Below are 20,745 nucleotides of genomic sequence, written 5' to 3'. Positions count from 1 at the left end.
AAGAGTTAGATTTTGTCGATTAGCTTTGTGCTTTGCTTTTCAAGAAAGCTTCAATCAGTTTGGTGAAGTTAACTGATGCTAATTTTGCACATTTTAAGGTTTGTTCATGAGACAGAACCACATCAGAAAGGCCTTCAGCCAAGTTAGTAATCGCGGTCAATGCAATCACTTTCAAACCACAGTGTGCGGCAGACAAAACCTCTGGCACCACAGACATGCCCACTACGTCACCGCCAATAATTTGCATCATGCGAATTTCAGCTGGCGTTTCAAAACAAGGGCCAGGATAAGAGACAAATACCCCCTCGGTCAGAGGAATATCAAGTTGTTGGGCGATATTAGCCATATCGGCGCGCAAATCTTTATCATAGGCATTCGCCAGACTAAAGAAACGTGGACCAAAACGATCGTCATTAGGCCCAACCAGCGGCGTGCCCGGCATGGTATTAATATGATCTTTCAGCATCACCACTGAACCTGGTAATACTTCTGGCCGTAATGAACCGGCAGCATTAGTACAGAAGAGGAATTCGCAACCCATGAGTTTAAATGTCCGCACCGGATTGGTCATGATACTCATGCCTTTACCTTCGTAAAAATGGCCACGGCCTTTCATGCACATCACAGGAACACCAAACAGGGTGCCTAAAACTAATTCACCGGCATGGCCGTGAACTGAGCTTACTGGGAAACCGGGAATATCAGCGTAGCTAATGGTGGTTTCATTGCTAATTTGGGCGACTAAATCACCTAGCCCTGAGCCTAAAATAAATGCGATTTTGGGCTTAAACCCGGGTTTTAATTTCTGAATAACATCGACAGCTCGAAATGGTAATTCACTGAAATCAGCATCAATATTTGAATTTACTGTTGTCATAATAATAACCCTTAATTATTTTAATTTAATGTCTATCAAATAAGCGTGTTAAATAATAAATATTGTAGAGATATAGGTAATCTAGCGTAGTGGGTTATGACGCAACCAATACTAAAATCCGGCTTATCGATACTTAAAAGGTAATGGTTCAGTGTGTGTTTCCACGTAATTATCGTCGATCACAAGATGGTAATAGGGATGGACATGACAACCAGAATACTTAAAGCACATTTACAAATGCTGGGATTTACCGCACTACTTGGCGGTTCCTTTATTGCCAGCGCAACCATCAGTAATGCATTACCGCCCATGGTTATCACCTGGCTGAGATATGCCATTGCCAGCCTGCTTTTTATTGTCTTGTTGGTAAGCCAGGGTTTACTGCAGCGACCTAACTATCGCGACTTTGGCCGCTATACTCTTATTAGCCTGCCACCGCTGCTCTATTTTGCTTGTATGATATTTTCACTTCAGACCACCAGTGCATTAAATTCAAGTGCGTTATACACCACGGTGCCTTTAATGAGCATGATAATGAGCATGGTGTTACTGAAGGCGAGATCCACATGGTCAGTATTTACAGCTTTATTAATGGGTATTTTGGGGGCATTACTCATCATTTTTAAAGGCGATTTGTCCCAGTTATTGCAATTGTCATTAATGCCATCTGATTATCTATTTCTATTTGGTTGCCTGGGCATGGCACTGAATCCTATCGTAGTGAAAAAGTTACATCGTGGTGAACCCGCACTGGTTTTAACTGGCTGGAGTTTAATGTGTGCCACGTTATTATTGACGGCGATCGTGGCCGATCAACTTCCTAAGATTGAATGGCGCAATATCAGCGTAATAACCTGGAGTGGTGTTTTTTACCTTGCCACTTTTGCTACCGCATTAAGTTTCTTTTTATTTCAAAAAGCCTGTATTGTGCTGTCGCCAGCCAAAGTCTCCGGTTATGTGTACCTGATTCCGCTGTCGGTTATTGCGACAAATGCGATATTAGGACAAATAATAAATTGGCAGGAGATCGCCGCTGGAACCGTTTTAGTCATTATCGCGATGACTATTTTGGTCAAGGCTAAGTGATATTAACTCAGCCCACCGTTAAAATAATTCAAGCAGCCGCTCTAATGCCTGAGTCATCGTGCCAGGATGATAAACAGCGAACAGATCGGCAGAGAGATTTTCTTTCAGTGGGATAAATTTAATATTTGGCCAAGGGATTTCCTGCATGCTTTCAGGAACTAAGGCGATACCCAGATTGCTGTTTACAAAAGCCAATTGGGTTTGTGGCTCATCAAATTGGTAAATAGTCCGCGGCTTACAGCCAGCGCTAAGGCAGCTATTATATATATTTTTTGAGTAACCGGAGTGAGTAAAGGTGAGAAAGATTAAGTTCTGACCCGATAAGTCTTTTAGAGAGAGTATTTCACTCTCAGCCAGTTCACTCTCATGAGATACCGCCACGGCTACGCGTTGCTTTTCGACCCGCTGATAAACTAGCGCAGGATTCTGTTCTAAATCAGCACAGCGCCAGAATCCGATATCAAGTTTCTTATTTAATAATGCTTCATACTGCTTGCTCGGAGGGAATTCATGCAAAGACCAGGTGGTACTTGGATTAAGTGTATTAAAACTCTTAAACTTCTCTAATAGCTGATGCCAAAGTGCTGAACCAATGATACCGATATTAAGGTGGCTTTGTTCATGGCGGGCAATATAAGAGACACGGCTTAATGAATTTTCAATATTCTCGAAAACTTCTTTCATTTCAGCCTGCATCATTTCGCCAGCAAGGGTTAATACGACATTGCGGCTATCCCGTATAAATAACGGGAACCCTAGGGCATCTTCTAGCTCTTTAATTTGTAAGCTGAGTGGTGGCTGAGAGATATGTAGGCGTTCAGCGGCTTTTCCGAAGTGTAATTCTTCTGAAACGGCTAAAAAATAGCGAATCATTTTCAAATTGATACGGCCGGAAAAAAGAAGCTTCTGCATGCATTATATCCAATTATTTTACTGCTTAACCTGCATTATGTTTTTGATAATAACATTATCTGATCATCCAATGACTAAAAAACCTCCTAAACGATTCAAAGCCATTGGAATTTCAGGTAAGCGGCAAGAGAATAAACCCCGATGAGCTTACTCAAGTCAGTGATTCGGGTAAGTGAACGCAGCTAACACCCCTGTAATTTCAAGGTCGAAGGGGATGCGGGCAGCTCTATATTACTCTCCGCCAATGACCCCATATTGTTATACATCGCACAGGCCGCATCCACTAAATGCATAGCAAGCGCCGCGCCGCTACCCTCACCTAATCGCATGTCCATTTGCAAATAAGGTTCCAATTGCAAATGATTTAGTGCAATAACTGCGCCTTTTTCGGCCGACAAATGAGACGGAATCAGGTAATCACGCACTTTGGGTTCGATACGGCAAGCTGCCAATGCGGAAGCGTAAGAGAGAAAACCATCCAACACCACCGGCAAGCCCGCCGCCGCCGCGCCTAGCATGACGCCGGTCATCCCCACCAAATCAAAACCACCGACTTTTGCCAACACATCAATGCCATCACTGCCATCCGGTTGATTGGTTTCAATCGCGCGCCGCACTACGGCGATTTTGTGATGTAATTGCTCGCCGGGGAAGTTCGCGCCGATGCCTACCACTGATTGAGGGTCGCTGTCAGTAAACACACTCACCATCGCCGCCGCCGGGGTGGTATTCGCGATACCCAACTCACCGACGCCAAACACTTTCACGCCATCCGCCGCCTGCTGCAATGCTAATGTGGCGCTGGCAACCAGTAACTCTTCGGCCTGCTGGCGAGTCATGGCCGCCTCACGTGCAATATTGCCACTGCCACGCGCGACTTTCATATCTATCACGCCGGGAAGTGTATCGCTGTCGATTCCCACATCCACTATCTTCACTTCCGCACCCGCGTTAGTCGCCAACACGCAAACACCGGTCACGCCTTTCACCATATTCAGTGCCTGAATCATCGTCACGGCCCGCGGTGAGATAGCCACCCCCTCAGCGAAAACGCCGTGGTCGGCCGCCATGACAATGATTTGCTTGCGATCGACTTGATGGCCGTATAAACCGCGCATTCCTGCCAATTGGATAGCCAACTGTTCCAAACGGCCTAAGCTGCCGCAGGGCTTGAGCAGGCTATCTAGCCGCGCTTTTGCTCGACTCATCGCCCTACTATCCAACGGCCCAATCGTGCGCAGAATGGATGAAAGTGTTTGCATGCCTTTAACCTCGTGTTGCGGGCTGCCAAACAGCCCGGCTGTTGAACGCACGCAGAGTGACAAATCCATCATGGATTTCCAACACGCTGTATGCCCCTTGTTCAAAATGAAAATGCCACATGGCGGCCGCTGGCATCGCCAATAAGCGTGCCAGCATCAAGCTTAATACCCCTTGATGGGCCACCACTAACTGATTATTTTCGTTATTTTTGGTTGAAAGTAGTGACTGAACCACACTTTCTATTCGGGCTGAAAATTGTGAAAAAGACTCCCCTTCGGTGGGGCTGGCCTGTTGCCAATCAGCCACCCATGCCGCCCACGCATCAGGATCTTCACGTTGTAAATCATGGTGATGCCGCATTTCCCATTCACCGAAATTCATTTCATTTAATTGGCCATCGATAATTACGTTCAGTGAATGCCCCGCCAGCACGATATCGGCGGTATGGCGGGCGCGCAGCAATTGGCTGCTAACAGCGTGAGCAAATTCCACCTCCGCCAACCAATCAGCGACATTACCGGCCTGCTCTACCCCCAATGGGGTTAACGGCACATCGGTCAGCCCGCAAAAAACACCGCGTAAATTAGCTTCAGTTTGCCCATGGCGCACCAGAAAAAGTCGCATAGAATGGCTCATCAAGAGTTATCGGAAATCGGCAATGTCATAGCAGCGCCAGTAAAAATACTAACTCGCCCACTTCAACCGCCGCGCCCAGCGTGTCACCGGTTTGCCCACCTAAACGACGGTTCAGATAAGCGGCCAATAACAGCACCACCATCATGCTGATCACCAGCGCTAATAGCGCCGCGCCCTTGCCGAGTAACAGGGTTAATATCGTGCCAACCACCAATGTGACCGCCGTTTGTTTCCCCGTCACTTTACCGATATAAATATTGCCCAATCCATTGCTTTCGCGCGCATAGCGCTGGCGGTACATCAGCAGCACAATCACCGTGCGCCCGGCCACCGAGGCGGCGGTGAGCATCATTAACATAGGTGCATCGCGCAGTGCCAGTTCACTGACCACCAGCACTTTTGCCACCACGATAAATATCAACGCCAAACCGCCATTAGTGCCAAGGCGGCTATCGCGCATAATCTCCAACATTTGTTCGCGTTTGCGGGCAGAAAATACCCCATCGCAGGTGTCAGCCAGCCCGTCGAGGTGAAAAGCACCGGTAATGAGCGCCAGCGCCAGCACATACCCCAAAGCCGCCAGCGGTACGCCACACCAAGGTGACAGCAAGCTAAAGACTATCGCGCCGAGCATCCCAACAATCAGGCCAATGAGGGGGAAACCAATAATTCCGCGCTCATAGTTATCCATCGCCAGCCCTTGAGTCCAGCGCTCTGGCACCGGAATGCGGGTCATAAATTGCAATGTTGCGAGAAATAAACGCAGGTTCATTTAATCTTTACCTCGATGCCCGACACCACTAAATACACCTCATCCGCGGCGGCGGCCAGGCGCTGATTGACTCTGCCAGCGATGTCGCGAAAATGTCGCGCCAGGCGATTTTCCGGCACGATCCCCATGCCCAATTCATTGGTGACCAAATAAATGGGCGCACGGCTGCGGGAGCAAGCGGCCAGCAACTCAGTCATTTGCTGCTGAATATTCACTTCAAGCGCCGCAAAATCCATCTGCTCCGGCGGCGTATCGCCCGCCAGCTCAAACAACAAATTGGTAATAAGTGTGGTAATGCATTCCAACATCACGGCTTCGCCGGGTTCGACCTGCTGCTCCAGCACCGCACCCAAATTCTGATAACCTTCCCAAGTTCGCCAATGTGCTGGGCGGCTGGCGCGATGTAATGCAACCCGCTCGGCCATTTCCGCATCCGTCACCACCGAGGTGGCAATGTAAAATACCCGCTCGGCAGCTTGCGCTGCCAAACGTTCGGCCAATGAACTCTTGCCACTACGCGCTCCGCCGGTAATTAAAATCACTGCACGCGCTCCTGTTGATGTGCGGTCATTAGTTCGATAATTCTATCTATGTCAATATGTTCCCGCATGCTTGATGCCAGAATATCAAACTGTTGTTGTTTATGTTCAGCATAATTCACTGTCACGCCATCGAAGGCGGTCAGCCCTTTGCGTTGGCGCAAGCTATCCAATAACGCGCGGGTAAAATGGTGGTTGTCAAACAGCCCGTGGATATAACTGCCCAATACGCTGCCCTCAGAATTCACCGCGCCATCCACCCACTGCTCGGCTTGCCCGTTGCGTAAGGTTAAGCGCGCAAAAGGGGTCGCGTCGCTGCCCAACAAGGAGACACCCATGTGGATTTCATAGCCTTCAAGTGGGTGTTCACCACAATTTTTTAGTATTCCCGGCAGGTCAGTTTGGCAATAGCCGCTCACTCGCGTGGTCACTTTCTCTGGCGCGAACTCAGTTTCCACATCCAATAACCCCAAGCCATCCATCTGCTCAAGACCCGACTCCACGCCATCAATAATGCGTTTCCCGAGCATCTGATAACCGCCGCAAATCCCTATCACCGGCACATTCTGCTGATGTTGCGCCAGTAACGCCGCTGCCAAGCCGCTGTGATGTAACCATTGCAAATCTCCCAGCGTATTCTTGCTGCCGGGCAGGATAATCAAGTCCGGCTGTCCTAGCGCCGATGGCTGCGAAACATAGCGCAGGCGCACATCCGGCTGAGCTGCCAGTGCATTAAAATCGGTAAAGTTGGCGATATGTGGCAAGCGGATCACCGCAATATCCAGTGCCTTTTCTGCCGTATCCTGATATTTACCATTTTGTAGCGCGACACCATCTTCATCTTCCAAATCAATATCCAACCACGGCATCACCCCCAGCACCGGGACATTTGTCAGGGCTTCAATCTGTTCCAGGCCGGAAGTCAGCAGCGCGATATCACCGCGAAACTTATTGATAATCACCCCTTTGACCCGCGCTTTTTCATGCGGATGCAGCAAGGCCAACGTGCCATAAATAGCCGCAAAAACACCGCCGCGATCAATATCGGCTATCAGTAATACTGGCGCATCGGCCATTTCAGCCATACCCATATTGACAATATCACGGTCGCGCAGATTAATTTCCGCCGGGCTACCCGCCCCTTCCAACACCATGACGTCATATTCGCGCGCCAGACTGTGGTAAACCTCGCTGATTTGCTGTTGTAATTGCGGCTTGTATTGATGGTATTCCACCGCATCCATATTGCAGGCCACTTTGCCCATTAAAACCACTTGTGCCTTGCGGTCACTGGTGGGTTTGAGCAACACCGGGTTCATGCGGACATCCGGCGCTATTCCAGCGGCTTCGGCCTGAAAAATCTGCGCCCGCCCCATCTCTTCACCTTGCGGTGTAATGCCCGAATTGAGCGCCATATTCTGCGATTTAAACGGCGCACAGCGATAGCCATTTTGCATAAAAATGCGGCATAACCCTGCCACTAATACACTTTTACCGACGTCAGAGGCAGTGCCTTGCACCATTATCGATAAACTCATCACCGAGCGACTCATCACACTTCCTCCGTTTCCCGCTGACGCATCAGCGCAAAAAGTTGTTCTTCCGTTTTACACCGCGGCAAACCCAGCTCAGTGTGCATTTTGACCAACCACGGCTGAACCAGCCTAGCGGCTTGCAGTTTATCTTGTTGCAGGAATACCTCGGTAGTTTCACCAGCAATCATCAGGTGACCATGAGATAAGACTTCATAGCCCGCCATTCAACGCTAACTCACTGTGATTATCACTACATTCATCAAACCAGAATGTCCATGCAAGACGCGCTGCAATTCCCTTTACGCCGACCATTTCTATGCAACTCTCTTGACTCACCCCCTCAGAACCATGACCTCAGTCACAAACCAGGAAAGCAGCTATTTTATCCATGTAAATAGCATTCAAAGATATGGGGAAAATAGCCACCGAGGCAGTAGAGTCCATCTACGGGAATGTAATGCAGATGTAAAATCTGCTTCCCCATAAATCTTCATTTTCTTAAAAACATAAATATAACTTAAGTCATATAGAAGCTTACGCCAACACCTAACTACGATAGCCTCAACCTACATGAACTCCCGGAGCCTTAGATGAAAAAACTGAGTGTAAAAACGTTATTAGCGGCCAGCCTGTTCAGCATGATCGCCTGCTCGGGCAGTGCATTGGCGCAAGAAGTGGAAGTCGTCAATATCTCGAAAATCGCCGGTATGCCATGGTTCAACCGGATGGGCGAAGGGGTAGAAAAAGCCGGTAAAGATCTTGGGATCAAAGCCTATCAAGTCGGCCCCTCCAGCACTGATGCCCCGCAACAAGTTAAAATCATTGAAGATTTAATCGCCAAAAAAGTCAGTGCCATCAGCATTGTACCGAACGATGCCGATGTGCTGGAGCCAGTATTTAAGAAAGCGCGTGAAGCCGGGATCGTGGTGTTAACCAACGAATCACCTGGGCAGCCAAGTGCTAACTGGGATATTGAAATCATCGATAACGCCAAATTTGCCGCAGATAATGTGGAAGAAATGGCAAAAGCGATGGGCGGCAAAGGCGGTTATGTGATTTATGTTGGCAGCCTGACCGTGCCACAACATAACCTGTGGGCAGATTTATTTGTTAAATACCAAAAAGAGCATTACCCGGAAATGTTTGAAGTGACCAGCCGTATGCCGGTCGCCGAGAGCATTGATGACTCACGCCGCACCACACTGGACTTGATGAAAGCACACAGTGATTTGAAAGGCATCGTGGCGTTCGGTTCACAAGGCCCGATTGGTGCTGGGCGCGCAGTGAAAGAAAAACGCGCGAAAAACAATGTTCATGTGTTCGGCATGATGATCCCGTCTCAGGCGGCATCACTGGTGAAAAGTGGTGACATCGCGATGGGGGTGACTTATGACCCAGGTTCAGCCGGTTATGCTATGACTGCGGTGGCCGATAAAGTGTTGAAAGGCGAGAAAATCGAAACCGGCATGGATGTTCCAGGGGTGGGTAAAGCGGAAGTTAATCAGGATAAACGTCTGATTCAATTCCATAATGTGTTGCGCGTGACCAAAGATAACGTGGATTCACTGTATTGATTTACTGAGTTATCGCAGAGCCGAACACCTGTTTGGCTCTGTCATTAATGAAAACCCAGCCGATAAGTTAGAGGACAGAAGGGTTTAACGCACCTAGGGGCGCTTCGGCCGCTTACGCGACTACGACCCCCACGGCACGCTTCCCCTTCATTTGATATTGTTACAGCCCCATTAGTGCTGTGTCTTATCAGGCTCTTTTATGATTTAAGTCGCACCCGATTGGGTCCAGAGGATCTATGCAGCCATTTATTACCCTGGAAAACATCAGTAAAACCTTTTATGGCGTTAAAGCGCTAAATAAAGTGGCTATGACCCTGTTACCGGGTGAGGTTCATTGCCTCGCAGGGCAAAACGGTTGTGGCAAATCCACACTGATCAAGATTATCTCCGGTGTTTATCAACCCGATGCCGATGCCGCGATGACTATCGATGGCAAAACCTATTCAACTCTGACCCCCATTGAGTCTGTCCGGCTGGGGATTCAGGTTATTTATCAGGATTTATCATTATTCCCCAATCTGACCGTGGCTGAGAACATTGCCATGAATCATTATCATCATAATCTGTGGGTGAATAAACGTCAGATGCGGGAAACCGCCGAGCGCGTCATCAATAGCATTGATGCTCATCTTAATCTGGATGAATTGGTTGAGGATTTACCCATCGCCCAGAAGCAGTTAGTCGCTATCTGTCGTGCGCTGGCGCAGGATGCACGTCTGATTGTAATGGATGAACCCACCGCGTCTCTGACCCGGCAAGAAGTTAACGGCTTGCTGCGGGTGGTGCATGAACTGAAATCACGCAATATTTGCGTGGTATTTGTTAGCCACCGGTTGAGTGAAGTGCTAGAAATTTCAGACCGCATTACGGTGCTAAAAGATGGTAATTGGGTCGGAACCTACCCCGCCGCTGAAGTTGATAACCCACGGCTGGCCTGGCTAATGACCGGCATGAAGTTTGATTTTCAGGTATTACCCGCTTACACCCCGTCACGCCCGCCGGTGTTGGTGGTGGAAGAGCTTTCCCGTGGCAACGAATATCACAATGTCTCACTGACTTTACATCCGGGCGAAATTATCTCGCTGGTCGGCCTGTTGGGTTCCGGGCGAACTGAGCTGTGTCTCAGTTTATTCGGTTTAACCACTCCCGAGTCGGGAACCATTCGTATCAATGATAAACCAATGTATTTCAGTAGCAACCGCGATGCCATTGCCGCCGGTGTGGGGTATGTTTCGGAAGACCGCATGAGCACCGGGCTGATTATGGCGCAATCAATCCGCGACAATATCAGCGCCACGGTTTTACACCGGCTGAAAAATACCTTCCATCTGATGCGTACTGAGCGGGTCGATACTTTGGTCGAAGACATGGTAAAGCACCTGTCGATTAAAATTGGCAGCAGTGACTTGCCGGTCAATACCTTATCCGGCGGGAATGCGCAGCGCATTGCTATCGCCAAATGGCTGGCAACTGAGCCACAAATATTGATCCTCGACTCCCCAACAGTCGGGGTAGACATCGCCAACAAAGCCGGTATTTATAATATTATCAATGCGTTGTCAGCCCGCGGCATTGCGGTATTGATGGTGTGTGATGAGATTGATGAAGCTTACTTTAACAGCCACCGCATTTTAGTGATGCGGGCCGGCCGACTTGTGCAGGAATTCTTGCCAAGTAACAGCAGCGAAGCAGCCATTGCGGAGGTAGTAAATGGCTAACCCCCATGCACTCAATAAATCAGATGTCGGTAAAACAGGTTTATTCAATAAAGAACATCTGAAACGCCATGAAGTGATGTTGGCTTTCACTATATTGGTTATTTCGACTTATCTGGCTTTCGCCAGTCCCGATTTTCTGACACTCGCCAATATTTATGACTTGATAAATAACTATGCCATGTTGACCATTTTGGCCTGTGGTTTATTTATCGTATTGATTTCTGGTGGTATTGATATTTCATTTCCGGCGATGACCATCATCTCGCAATATGTCATGGTGACATTAATTGTGAAGTTCGGTGGCAACTTCCCGTTGGCATTCGCACTGGCGGGCGGTATCGGCTTATTGCTGGGGCTGATTAATGCGCTGTTAGTTAATCGCCTGCGTGTGCCATCCATCATTATTACCATTTCCACGCTGAATATATTCTACGGATTACTGCTGTATCTCAGCCGAGGAATTTGGCTGTATACCTACCCAGAATGGTTCGAACATGGGCCGATGCTGTTCGCCTTTACCGCTGCCGATGGCTATGACTATGGCCTTTCGCTGCCGATTTTGACTTTGCTGACGACGATTATTGTCACAGCCTTGCTGATGACTCGCACCAGCATTGGTCGGCAAATTTATGCATTAGGCGGCAATCAGGAAGCCGCCTCCCGCATGGGGTTCAGCATCCTTAAGCTGCAACTGTTTGTTTATGGCTATATGGGCTTTTTATCCGGCATTGCCGGTGTGGTGCAGTCTTACACCGTTTTGACGGTGGCCCCAGATTCACTGCTCGGCTATGAACTCACTGTATTGGCGGCGGTGGTGCTGGGCGGCACCAGTATTATCGGCGGGCGTGGCACCTTAACCGGTACCCTGCTGGGAGTGATTTTGCTGGCGATATTGCAAAATGGTTTGAATTTACTGGGTATTTCGTCGTACTGGCACACCGTGGTTATCGGTCTGGTGATTGTCATCAGCATCAGTATGACGGCCTGGGGCCAACGTCATAAGGTAGGGATATAACCATGTCGAAAACAACTCAAGGGGATCATACCGAGCGCTGGCTGGTGGCACTGCTGGTGTTGGTGGCGGTGGTGTTCAGTGTGCTGATCCCACAAGTATTTTGGTCTGCGGCTAACTTCCAGTCCATTGCCTCACAAATCCCCGTCGCTGGGGTATTAACACTGGCAATGGCAATCACTATGCTGACCGGGGGGATTAACTTATCAATCATTGCTACCGCCAATGCCAGTGCGCTGGTGATGGCGTGGGTTTGTACCCATCTTGAGCCAACATTCAGCTCAATGATGCTGATGCTATTGGCCGGAGCCTCAGTTGCTTTGGTGGTGGGGCTTATCAATGGGGTGCTTATCTCCGTGGTCCGCGTCTCCCCTATTCTGGCGACACTGGGCATCATGACCTTGCTCAAGGGCGTGAATGTGCTTATCTCTAAAGGGTCGGCGATTTCTAACTTCCCCAACTATGTGCTGGCATTGGATCGCAATAACTTTCTCGGGGTGCCGGTGCCGCTCTATTTGTTCATCGCGGTCGCTCTGATTATCTGGCTAATACTGGCCAAAACTCCGTTGGGCCGTCAGATATATCTTTCTGGCTCCAATGAAAAAGCCACCTTTTTCTCCGGGATTAATACCCGCCGCACACTCATTTGGGTGTATGTCATTTCATCGTTACTCTGCACTGTCGCGGCGTTGTTGATGATGTCCAAACTCAACTCCGCCAAAGCTTCCTACGGCGAGTCGCTGTTACTTATCACTATTCTGGCGACGGTATTAGGCGGGGTTAATCCTGATGGCGGGTTTGGTAAGATTTTCGGCATTGTGTTAGCGCTGTTTTTGCTACAAATGCTGGAAAGCGGGTTGAATATCATGGGGGTGAGTAGCTATATCACTATGGCATTGTGGGGTTCGTTACTGCTGGCGTTTATCTTTGTCAAAGGAATCAACATTCCGGCATTTCGTTTCTTGCGGCAGAATAAACCGTCAAGTTAATACATTGATAGAAACTAATGCATTGATAAAAAAAGAAAAGGCTGGCGATTGATGCCAGCCTTTCTATTAATAACAAACCTATCTTGTCGCACCGAGACTGACGGGGCGACTGCACCGATGGGCACTCCGGTCGCTTACGCGACTACGACCTATTCGGCACATTTCCCCGCTTATCAACTTTTTGTCAGCAGCTTGAAAACGCGACCCTATGTTGGGTGAATATTACTTAACTTCGCCCATCGCTTTCAGTTTTTTCGATAATTCACGGCGTTCTTTAGACAGATCGGCGTTTTTGATGATGTAATCATCAACACGATCTTCGTAGTCACCACGCATGTTAGCGATAATGGCCTGAACCTCTTCGATGCTCATCCCTGGCTTGATGTATTCACTCAGGTTATCGAGCAACAGAACGCGTTTTTGGTTATCACGAATTTTCTTTTCGTTATCAACGATTTCACGCTGTAATTTATTTTTGCGACGGAACATACGCACAAACTCCAAAACGTCCTGGAAAGTTGGCTTAGTTGCATTATCCATTTTCATACCTTCACTTAAGTTTTACACAAATTCAATTGCTGGTGACCAGGCTACCTGCACCATACCGCTTTGCCGTACCTGGTGACAAGATTCATTGACTTATCTTACCTGCTTTACCCGCCAGACAGAAATATCATCTGCTTTAAAACCGGATAGATCACCGGCGCAAAGTCATATTAATCAGATCGTCCAATTCCTCAAGCTGTTTGGTTAACTCTAGACTCAGCCAAACATAGCCGTAAATTGGCGTTTCTATTTGCTGTTCTTGCGTGACGGCCAACATCAATGATTTCAATTCGGTTGAAATTTCGCTTAACTCACCCGCGACTTCCCGCTCTCGAGCCGGTGAACCATCACGCAAACTGTCACTTAACGTATTAAGAGTGCGGGCCGTCATCAATTGGGCGCTGCGCAGCCCTTTGGCATTGAGCATAATAAAATGACTTTCTCGCGATGACCAATAAGCATCCACCAATAATTCCAGTGTGCAAATCAGATTGCGGCTGAGTGTCTGGATAGCCTCAAAAACATCTTTATTAATATGAGATTCTTTACTGGCAGGCGCAATAAAAGTACGCATTTTAACCGATTGATTGAGCGCAGCTTTTAATTTTGGCTCTAATCGCGGGCGATCAATAACATTCGGCGATAAGTAGGCGGAGTAAATTTGGCTGATAGCGCGCAGGTTATCACTCATTTGCATACGCCAGTGGGTAAAAGCGCGTTGCGGATAGACACTGGTAAAAACTAACGCCAATAATGAGCCAAAAATAACATCGCCGCTGCGCCACAGTGCCGTGTTCATATCCCCCGGCGCTGACCCACAGACCACGGCCAGCGTGATACCAATCAGCAGGGCCATATAGGGGCGCTTGCCCAGAGTCAGATAACCACACAGGAACATTACAGCCCCACACCAAACCAACATCAGAGTGAGAGAATATGACTCAAGATAAAGGGCGATTAGACCGGATATTGCGCCAAAAACAGTCCCGCCAATGCGCTGCATAGCTCTGGACAACACATTACCCCAATAGGATATTGGCCCCATCACCACCACTAAGGTGATCAGCGGCCAGGTACCTTCCGGGACCGCCAATAAGCGGATAATTAGGAATGTCAGGATAAAAGCCAGTGTAATACGCAAAGCATGAGTAATGCGGTAATGGGTGTAAATCAGGTTATCCAGTGGCGATATTTTTTTATTCAGGCGCACAACAGACCTACTTCCAATAAGATACCAAAAAACTAAGTCTAGCTGAGTTATTACCTTCTGGCATCGGATTAACCGTTACCAAAAGTAGCAGAAATAAATCGGAGGGAGATAAATATTCCCCGTCAGATAGGGCCAAACGGGGAAATAAGCTTACTTAAAATCAACGGCCATTTGTTGTTGGATAGTCATGCCAAAACTCGATTCTACACAGCAAGCAATATAATCGGTGAAACGGGGCGACCTCGGCATCCCCAGACCGAGCAACCGTTCATTACTGAAACGCACATTCAGCACGGCAAAAGAGCCATATAAGCGCATGGCTTTCAACATTAATCGCTCATTACACGGGCCGAAAATACCTTTCAGTTGCTTACGCATCTGCACCAAAGCACCGTATTCTACCTGGCGATAATCTGCCCCCATGGGTTGTTGTCGAGCCGCTGACGACATGGCCTGATCAATCTCAGCAAAACTGACACTGTCTTGCTCTCCGGCAGAAATATGATAGATATTTTCCGGTAAGTTTGGATGCAGCAAAATACACACTAAGGCGTCAGCACAATAATCGACGGGAATAACATCAATAGAGTCATCCAAAGAGCACATAAACTTGCGCAGCATTAATGCCATGCGGAATACCCAGAAGATGCTGCTAGAGGGTTGGCAGCCCAAACGAGTATGCCCGACAATAATTGATGGCCGGGCAAATACCAATGGCAACCCCGGACATTCTTCCGCCAATAGGCGCTCAATGGCCGATTTAGATTTAGTGTATTCCACTAAATGCGCGTCATCTTCTGCGGATAGGATCTGCTCACTCACTACAGTATCGGCATCGGGAGTACAAGACATGGCGGTGCCCACATGAATGAATCTTTGTAAACCGGCGACCTGAGACATTCTTTTGCCGAAGGCTAATGTGCCGTCGACATTCACTTTCCAGATTAATGGGTTATTACCAAATGATGCAACGGCGGCACAATTAATAACATGCGTCACTTCATTGATACGCGGGTCATTAATAAAACTGTCAGGTTCAGCTAAATCCCCTAATAAAATATGGCTAACATTTATTTTATTCAATCGCCCATTAGGGAGGTAAAACTTCTCCATATTCTCTCGAATACGAATAAGCCCCTGTTCCGGTGTATTGGCACGAACCAATAATAAATAATTAAAATCTGAGTTTTCTAAAAAAAGCTTTTCGAGCACAGCCCCGCCCAGAAAACCTGTGGCACCGGTTAACAAAAGTGTTTTCACCATTAATCCTACATATTTTATTAAGTTGGCAGATTATATAAGTAGCTAAGTAAACAGTAGGTAAATACTAGTTAGAACGACATATGTTGACTAAAACATAATTATTTCAAAATAAATCCTGACACCCTAACCCGCCTGAAATGATATTCTAGCGCTAATGCCATGGGTCACCGCGGGCGGCGGCCCATCATAAAGAATAGCCATAAGAATTAAGGGTTAAACTGAATAATGTCAGATAAAAATAAGCAACCAACATTTTACATTCACGATTATGAAACCTTTGGCCAGCGCCCGGCGTTAGACCGACCAGCGCAGTTTGCCGGAGTGCGTACCGATTTGGATTTCAATATCATCGAAGAACCATTGGTGGTTTACTGTGCCCCCGCCGATGACTATCTGCCGCAACCAGAAGCCGTAATGATAACCGGCATCACCCCGCAACATGCCTTAGCCAATGGGGTTAATGAAGCCGAGTTTGCTCGCCAAATTCATCAAGCTTTCAATGTGCCCGGCACCTGTATTCTCGGCTACAATAATATTCGATTTGATGATGAAGTTAGCCGCAATATTTTCTACCGCAATTTCTATGATCCTTATGCTTATAGCTGGCAAGGCGGTAATTCCCGTTGGGACTTGCTCGATGTCATGCGCGCTTGTTATGCCCTGCGCCCTGAAGGCATTGTCTGGCCGGAAAACGAAGATGGCTTACCCAGCTTCAAACTTGAGCATTTAACCAAAGCCAATGGTGTCGAACACTTACACGCCCATGATGCGATGTCCGATGTATACGCCACCATCGCCATGGCAAAGTTGGTCAAACAAGCGCAACCCCGGCTGTTTGATTACCTCTATCAGCACCGCAGCAAACATAAAATTAACGCATTGATTGATATTGCAGATATGACGCCACTGGTTCATGTGTCTGGCATGTTTGGGGCCGCGCGGGGTAACACCAGCTGGGTTGCGCCGCTAGCATGGCATCCTGAGAATAAAAATGCGGTGATTATGTGCGATTTGGCGGGTGATATGTCGCCATTATTGGAGCTGGATAGCGATACTCTGCGTGAGCGGCTGTATACCCGCCGCGATAAACTCAATGCTCAAGACGCGGCTGTCCCCTTGAAGTTGGTGCATATTAATAAATGTCCGGTATTGGCACCGGCGAAAACCCTACTGGCTGAGAATGCCGAGCGGCTGGGGATTGATCGTCAGCGCTGTCTGCAAAACCTGCAACTATTGCGGCAAAACCCGCAAATACGCGAAAAAGTGGTCGCTCTGTTTGCTGAATCGGAGCCTTTTGCGGTGTCTGATGATGTAGATGCCCAGCTGTATAATGGGTTTTTCAGTGATGCTGACCGCGCCACCATGAAAATTATTTTACAAACTGAGCCAAAAAATCTGCCCGCGCTTGATCTGACCTTCCAGGACCCACGCTTGGAAGCGCTGCTATTCCGCTTCCGCGCCCGTAATTATCCGAATACGTTGACGGACAGTGAGCAACAGCGCTGGCTAGCACATCGTCGTGAAGCACTTAATCCCGAAAGAGTGCAAGATTATGTGCTGCAACTGGAACAGTTTTATAACCAGTATGAGGGCGATAAAGAAAAGTTGGCACTGCTGAAAGCCCTGTTTGACTATGCCAGAGATTTGGTGAGCTGATATTGATAATGGATTTAATCCAATAAAAAACGGAGCCATCAGGCTCCGTTATAATCAGCAATAACACCCTATCCAATAAACAATACCAAATGGCGTTACTGTGCAAGTTCACCCGTAAACTGAGGTAATGCCTGACGGAAAGCACGGGTTTTCCAGACCATATAAAGCAGGCCAATTGCGCCCCACACCAGCCCCAGAGTCATAGAGCTACTTTCCAGATTAACCCACAGTACACCCACTGTCCCTGCGCCAATCATCGGTAGAATCAGGTAGCTGATATGATCCCTAACCGTGCGGTTGCGGCGCTCGCGGATATAGAACTGTGAAATCACCGACAGGTTAACGAAGGTGAAAGCCACCAGCGCACCAAAGTTAATCAATGCGGTTGCCGTGACCAAATCAAAGGAAATAGCAGACAATGCCACGCCCCCCACCAACAATACGTTGATGGCTGGAGTACGCCATTTTGGATGCACGTAGCCAAATATTTTCTCAGGGAATACCCCGTCGCGCCCCATCACATACAGCAAACGCGAAACCCCGGCGTGTGCTGCCATACCTGATGCCAACACCGTGACGCAGGAGAAGCACAGAATCACTGACTGGAAGAATTTGCCGGCCACAAACAGCATAATTTCCGGCTGTGATGCATCAGGGTCAGTGAAGCGCGAAATATCCGGGAAATAGAGCTGCAAGAAGTAAGACACGACAATAAAAATCACGCCGCCAATCAATGCAGTCAAGAAAATCGCTTTCGGGATCACTCTCCCGGCATCTGGCGTTTCTTCAGACAGCGAACTAATGCCATCGAAGCCAAGGAATGAGAAACACAGTATCGTGGCCCCGGTTATCATCGGCACCAAATGGGCATTTTCAGAATAGAACGGACGTGGGCTAACCAGTGTACCTGTTCCTTCACCTTGATAAACACCGTGAATCAGCAGCCCCATAAAGACCACCATGACAGCGACCTGGACCACAACGATGATCGAGTTCAGGTTAGCGACCACATTAATGCCACGCAGATTGAATAGCGTCATCAAGCTGACCAACGCACCAACAAAGATCCATGAGGGCACGCCAGGGAAAATCGCTTCGAGATAAATTTTTGCCAACAGAATGTTAATCATCGGCATGAACAGGTAGTCCAGCAGTGATGACCACCCCACCATAAAGCCAACATTCGGGCTGATGGATTTCTGGGCGTAGGTATAAGCCGAACCCGCGGACGGGAAGCGCTTAACCAATTTGCCATAGCTGACGGCAGTGAACAGCACCGCTATCAACGCAATGGCGTAAGACGTCGCGACGTGACCATCGGTCAGGCCGGATACAATGCCAAAAGTATCGAAAATAGTCATCGGCTGTAAATAAGCCAGGCCCATCATCACCACTTGCACCAACGTCAGTGTTTTTCTGAGCTGAACGCGGTTATTGGTGCCAGTTTGATTGGTGCCGACTGCAACAGTAGCATTATGCGTCATGATTCAGCCTCCCCATACCTTTAACCCAATTTGCAAGTGTAGCTCGCAGGTCAGAGGTGACGGGGAAACTTCGTATCTGCCTGGGACACGTAAGTGGGGAAATAAGAGCGGTGTAACGGGTATTTGCCATCCCTGTTGCGCCATAATCGCTGCATGTGCAGCGCATACCGGTGGGCACCGGTGCCAGTGTGAATAATTGCCCCATCTTTCTTTCCTCATAACGGCGATTTTCGTATGTGAATAATCGCTCGCGGACCTGTTTATCTATCCGGATCGTTGTCCGGCCTCTTGATTTGTGAAAACACGAATGCAAAAAAATAACCGACGCGTTTAAACGTCGGCTATTCCATGGCGTGTATTTTGCCCTAACTTGAGAGCAAAAAACAAGATGTTAAACGGCTTGAAACAATATTCTTATGGCAGTTTGATCTAAACGGCTATTTCTATGCTGTATCAGTGCTGAGCGGCAATTTCTACTCGCTCAATTGCTGCCCATATTTTGTCTGAATTCAGCTCAACAGGCAGATAATGAATTGACTCGCTCGGCTTCAGAATTCGACTAATCACACGCTCAATAGCATCACGGTCATTAATATCAACATCCAGCGCAGCCAAATGTGTTGGTAAACCTAATTTATTAAACACCACAATCAGTGATTGCAGTGCTTCATCCTGCTGCAACAGAGCCGTTTGAACCAAAATTCCATAAGCGACTTTGGTACCATGCAGGAAATGTTCGGTCTGGGGCAGCAGTGTCAGGCCATTGTGTACTGCATGGGCCGCCGCGACGCGGGTATAGCGCTCGCCCAGCCCACCAACCATGCCCCCACCGGCAATAATCGCATCCACCACATCAAGGAAATCTTGCGTCAGTTCCCCCTGATCTACCGCCTGTAATGCCGATTCGCTCTGCTTGAGCAGCACATTGCGAATGTCCAGCGCGGCCTGTAGCCCCAAACGGACGGTCAAAGATAATGTCTCCGGTTGCGGGCTTAACACCATCGCTTCGTACCATTTCGCCAATGTATCGCCAATTCCCGCCAACAGATATTCCACTGGTGCCTGCAAAATAATACGCGGTTCAACTAACACTAAATGGTTGGCATCTTTGAATATTTCAAAACTCAGCGCTTGCCCGGCACCGTTATACCACACGGAAAGTGGTGTCCAAGCCGCGCAGGTTGCCGCGATAGTGGGAATAGCCACCAGCGGCAAGCCAAGTTTACGCGCCACCACTTTGGCTGTATCCAATACCGCACCACCACCAATGCCGATCACCACTTGCCGGTCACTGCCCGCAGCCTTCACCAAATCAGCAACAGTAGATTCACTGCAATGACTGGAAAATAAAGCTCGCACCGCTTGTGGCCCATGGAAAGCTGCAGGCAGATAATCACTGGCCGCCACCAAGGCGCGCTCACCATAGATCCACAGCGCATTTTCCAATGCTGCAGGAGGATAAAACTCGCTCAGCTTTTCGATTGCGCCTGGAAAAGAAAAATAGTTGGCAGGCCCCACCTGCACTCGGATTGCGTTCGTGCTCATGGCGCGTTCCTTTTAAAGGATGATCTCATCTGTATTTTTCTCATCTTAAGGGCTAAGTTGCCAATGTTTAATAATTTTTTGATATACCTTAACCATTTTAGTTTGTTGCGAATAATGGAAATTGTGTT

The 20,745-nt window shown here is 48.2% G+C and carries 19 protein-coding genes and 1 pseudogene; 6 read left to right on the top strand and 14 right to left on the bottom strand.

All coding sequences use genetic code 11. From position 1 onward, the window contains the following. Positions 1–19: 19 nt before the first annotated feature. Positions 20–877 carry a xanthosine phosphorylase gene (gene xapA, locus FTA91_RS05280; RefSeq protein ID WP_050114282.1) on the bottom strand — a complete coding sequence of 286 codons (858 nt, stop codon included), beginning with the start codon at positions 875–877 and terminating at the stop codon, positions 20–22. Positions 878–1,114: 237 nt separating this feature from the next. Between xapA and FTA91_RS05275 the strand changes: the two genes are divergently transcribed. After that, positions 1,115–1,963, top strand: a complete 849-nt coding sequence (locus FTA91_RS05275; RefSeq protein ID WP_050114372.1) for a DMT family transporter — start codon at positions 1,115–1,117, stop codon at positions 1,961–1,963. Positions 1,964–1,981: 18 nt separating this feature from the next. Here the strand turns inward: FTA91_RS05275 and FTA91_RS05270 are convergent, their stop codons facing one another. The 7 genes and pseudogenes from FTA91_RS05270 to FTA91_RS05240 form a co-directional block, all read right to left on the bottom strand. Next, positions 1,982–2,875, bottom strand: a complete 894-nt coding sequence (locus tag FTA91_RS05270; RefSeq protein ID WP_050114283.1) for a LysR family transcriptional regulator — start codon at positions 2,873–2,875, stop codon at positions 1,982–1,984. 182 nt (positions 2,876–3,057) lie between these two features. Next, positions 3,058–4,137, bottom strand: a complete 1,080-nt coding sequence (cobT, locus tag FTA91_RS05265) for a nicotinate-nucleotide--dimethylbenzimidazole phosphoribosyltransferase (RefSeq protein WP_050114284.1) — start codon at positions 4,135–4,137, stop codon at positions 3,058–3,060. Between the two features lie 4 nt (positions 4,138–4,141). Further along, complete coding sequence (locus FTA91_RS05260) at positions 4,142–4,762, bottom strand: adenosylcobalamin/alpha-ribazole phosphatase (protein WP_145583015.1); 621 nt, start codon at positions 4,760–4,762, stop codon at positions 4,142–4,144. A 37-nt stretch (positions 4,763–4,799) separates the two neighbouring features. Further along, complete coding sequence (gene cobS, locus FTA91_RS05255; protein ID WP_050114286.1) at positions 4,800–5,546, bottom strand: adenosylcobinamide-GDP ribazoletransferase; 747 nt, start codon at positions 5,544–5,546, stop codon at positions 4,800–4,802. Beyond that, a complete protein-coding gene (gene cobU, locus FTA91_RS05250; RefSeq protein WP_050114287.1) occupies positions 5,543–6,088 on the bottom strand; it encodes a bifunctional adenosylcobinamide kinase/adenosylcobinamide-phosphate guanylyltransferase in 546 nt (181 codons plus the stop codon). The genes cobS and cobU overlap by 4 nt, the downstream gene beginning before the upstream one ends. Then, positions 6,085–7,623: a cobyric acid synthase gene (locus FTA91_RS05245; RefSeq protein ID WP_050114374.1), complete on the bottom strand. Its 1,539-nt coding sequence runs from the start codon at positions 7,621–7,623 to the stop codon at positions 6,085–6,087. Before FTA91_RS05245 ends, cobU begins: the two co-directional genes overlap by 4 nt. A gap of 14 nt (positions 7,624–7,637) precedes the next feature. After that, positions 7,638–7,829 (bottom strand): annotated as a pseudogene (locus FTA91_RS05240) (energy-coupling factor ABC transporter ATP-binding protein); the annotation flags it as partial. 429 nt (positions 7,830–8,258) lie between these two features. On the opposite strand from FTA91_RS05240, the gene FTA91_RS05230 reads away from it, so the two are divergent. The 4 genes from FTA91_RS05230 to FTA91_RS05215 all read left to right on the top strand — a co-directional run bounded on the left by FTA91_RS05230 (position 8,259) and on the right by FTA91_RS05215 (position 12,913). Next, positions 8,259–9,194 (top strand): autoinducer 2 ABC transporter substrate-binding protein, encoded by a 936-nt coding sequence (locus FTA91_RS05230; protein ID WP_227507659.1) that lies wholly within the window; start codon positions 8,259–8,261, stop codon positions 9,192–9,194. 236 nt (positions 9,195–9,430) lie between these two features. Next, complete coding sequence (locus FTA91_RS05225; RefSeq protein WP_174634798.1) at positions 9,431–10,912, top strand: sugar ABC transporter ATP-binding protein; 1,482 nt, start codon at positions 9,431–9,433, stop codon at positions 10,910–10,912. 76 nt (positions 10,913–10,988) lie between these two features. Further along, on the top strand, positions 10,989–11,927 hold the full coding sequence (locus tag FTA91_RS05220; RefSeq protein ID WP_050114375.1) for an ABC transporter permease: 939 nt from the start codon (positions 10,989–10,991) through the stop codon (positions 11,925–11,927). Between the two features lie 2 nt (positions 11,928–11,929). Continuing rightward, positions 11,930–12,913, top strand: a complete 984-nt coding sequence (locus FTA91_RS05215; protein ID WP_050114291.1) for an ABC transporter permease — start codon at positions 11,930–11,932, stop codon at positions 12,911–12,913. 222 nt (positions 12,914–13,135) lie between these two features. Here FTA91_RS05215 and tmaR read toward each other — a convergent pair whose 3' ends face one another. The 3 genes from tmaR to FTA91_RS05200 all read right to left on the bottom strand — a co-directional run bounded on the left by tmaR (position 13,136) and on the right by FTA91_RS05200 (position 15,929). Continuing rightward, positions 13,136–13,453 carry a PTS system regulator TmaR gene (gene tmaR, locus FTA91_RS05210; protein WP_032819099.1) on the bottom strand — a complete coding sequence of 106 codons (318 nt, stop codon included), beginning with the start codon at positions 13,451–13,453 and terminating at the stop codon, positions 13,136–13,138. Positions 13,454–13,610: 157 nt separating this feature from the next. Continuing rightward, positions 13,611–14,669, bottom strand: coding sequence for an FUSC family protein (locus FTA91_RS05205; RefSeq protein ID WP_050114292.1), 1,059 nt, complete (start codon positions 14,667–14,669; stop codon positions 13,611–13,613). Positions 14,670–14,819: 150 nt separating this feature from the next. After that, positions 14,820–15,929 (bottom strand): SDR family oxidoreductase, encoded by a 1,110-nt coding sequence (locus tag FTA91_RS05200; RefSeq protein WP_145583013.1) that lies wholly within the window; start codon positions 15,927–15,929, stop codon positions 14,820–14,822. A gap of 228 nt (positions 15,930–16,157) precedes the next feature. Here FTA91_RS05200 and sbcB point away from each other — a divergent pair, with 228 nt between their 5' ends. Beyond that, positions 16,158–17,588, top strand: a complete 1,431-nt coding sequence (gene sbcB, locus FTA91_RS05195) for an exodeoxyribonuclease I (RefSeq protein WP_050114293.1) — start codon at positions 16,158–16,160, stop codon at positions 17,586–17,588. 95 nt (positions 17,589–17,683) lie between these two features. Here the strand turns inward: sbcB and FTA91_RS05190 are convergent, their stop codons facing one another. The 3 genes from FTA91_RS05190 to FTA91_RS05180 form a co-directional block, all read right to left on the bottom strand. Continuing rightward, a complete protein-coding gene (locus FTA91_RS05190) occupies positions 17,684–19,072 on the bottom strand; it encodes an APC family permease (RefSeq protein WP_050114294.1) in 1,389 nt (462 codons plus the stop codon). Further along, positions 19,062–19,277: a hypothetical protein gene (locus FTA91_RS20440; protein ID WP_038634233.1), complete on the bottom strand. Its 216-nt coding sequence runs from the start codon at positions 19,275–19,277 to the stop codon at positions 19,062–19,064. The genes FTA91_RS05190 and FTA91_RS20440 overlap by 11 nt, the downstream gene beginning before the upstream one ends. 248 nt (positions 19,278–19,525) lie before the next feature. Further along, positions 19,526–20,617 (bottom strand): oxidoreductase, encoded by a 1,092-nt coding sequence (locus FTA91_RS05180; protein ID WP_145583011.1) that lies wholly within the window; start codon positions 20,615–20,617, stop codon positions 19,526–19,528. Positions 20,618–20,745: the final 128 nt, after the last annotated feature.

It is taken from the genome of Yersinia thracica (genome assembly GCF_902170565.1).
Taxonomy (GTDB): Bacteria; Pseudomonadota; Gammaproteobacteria; order Enterobacterales; family Enterobacteriaceae; genus Yersinia; species Yersinia thracica.
Note: the sequence above shows the minus strand (reverse complement) of the source record. Positions and strands in the feature narration are given on the sequence as shown.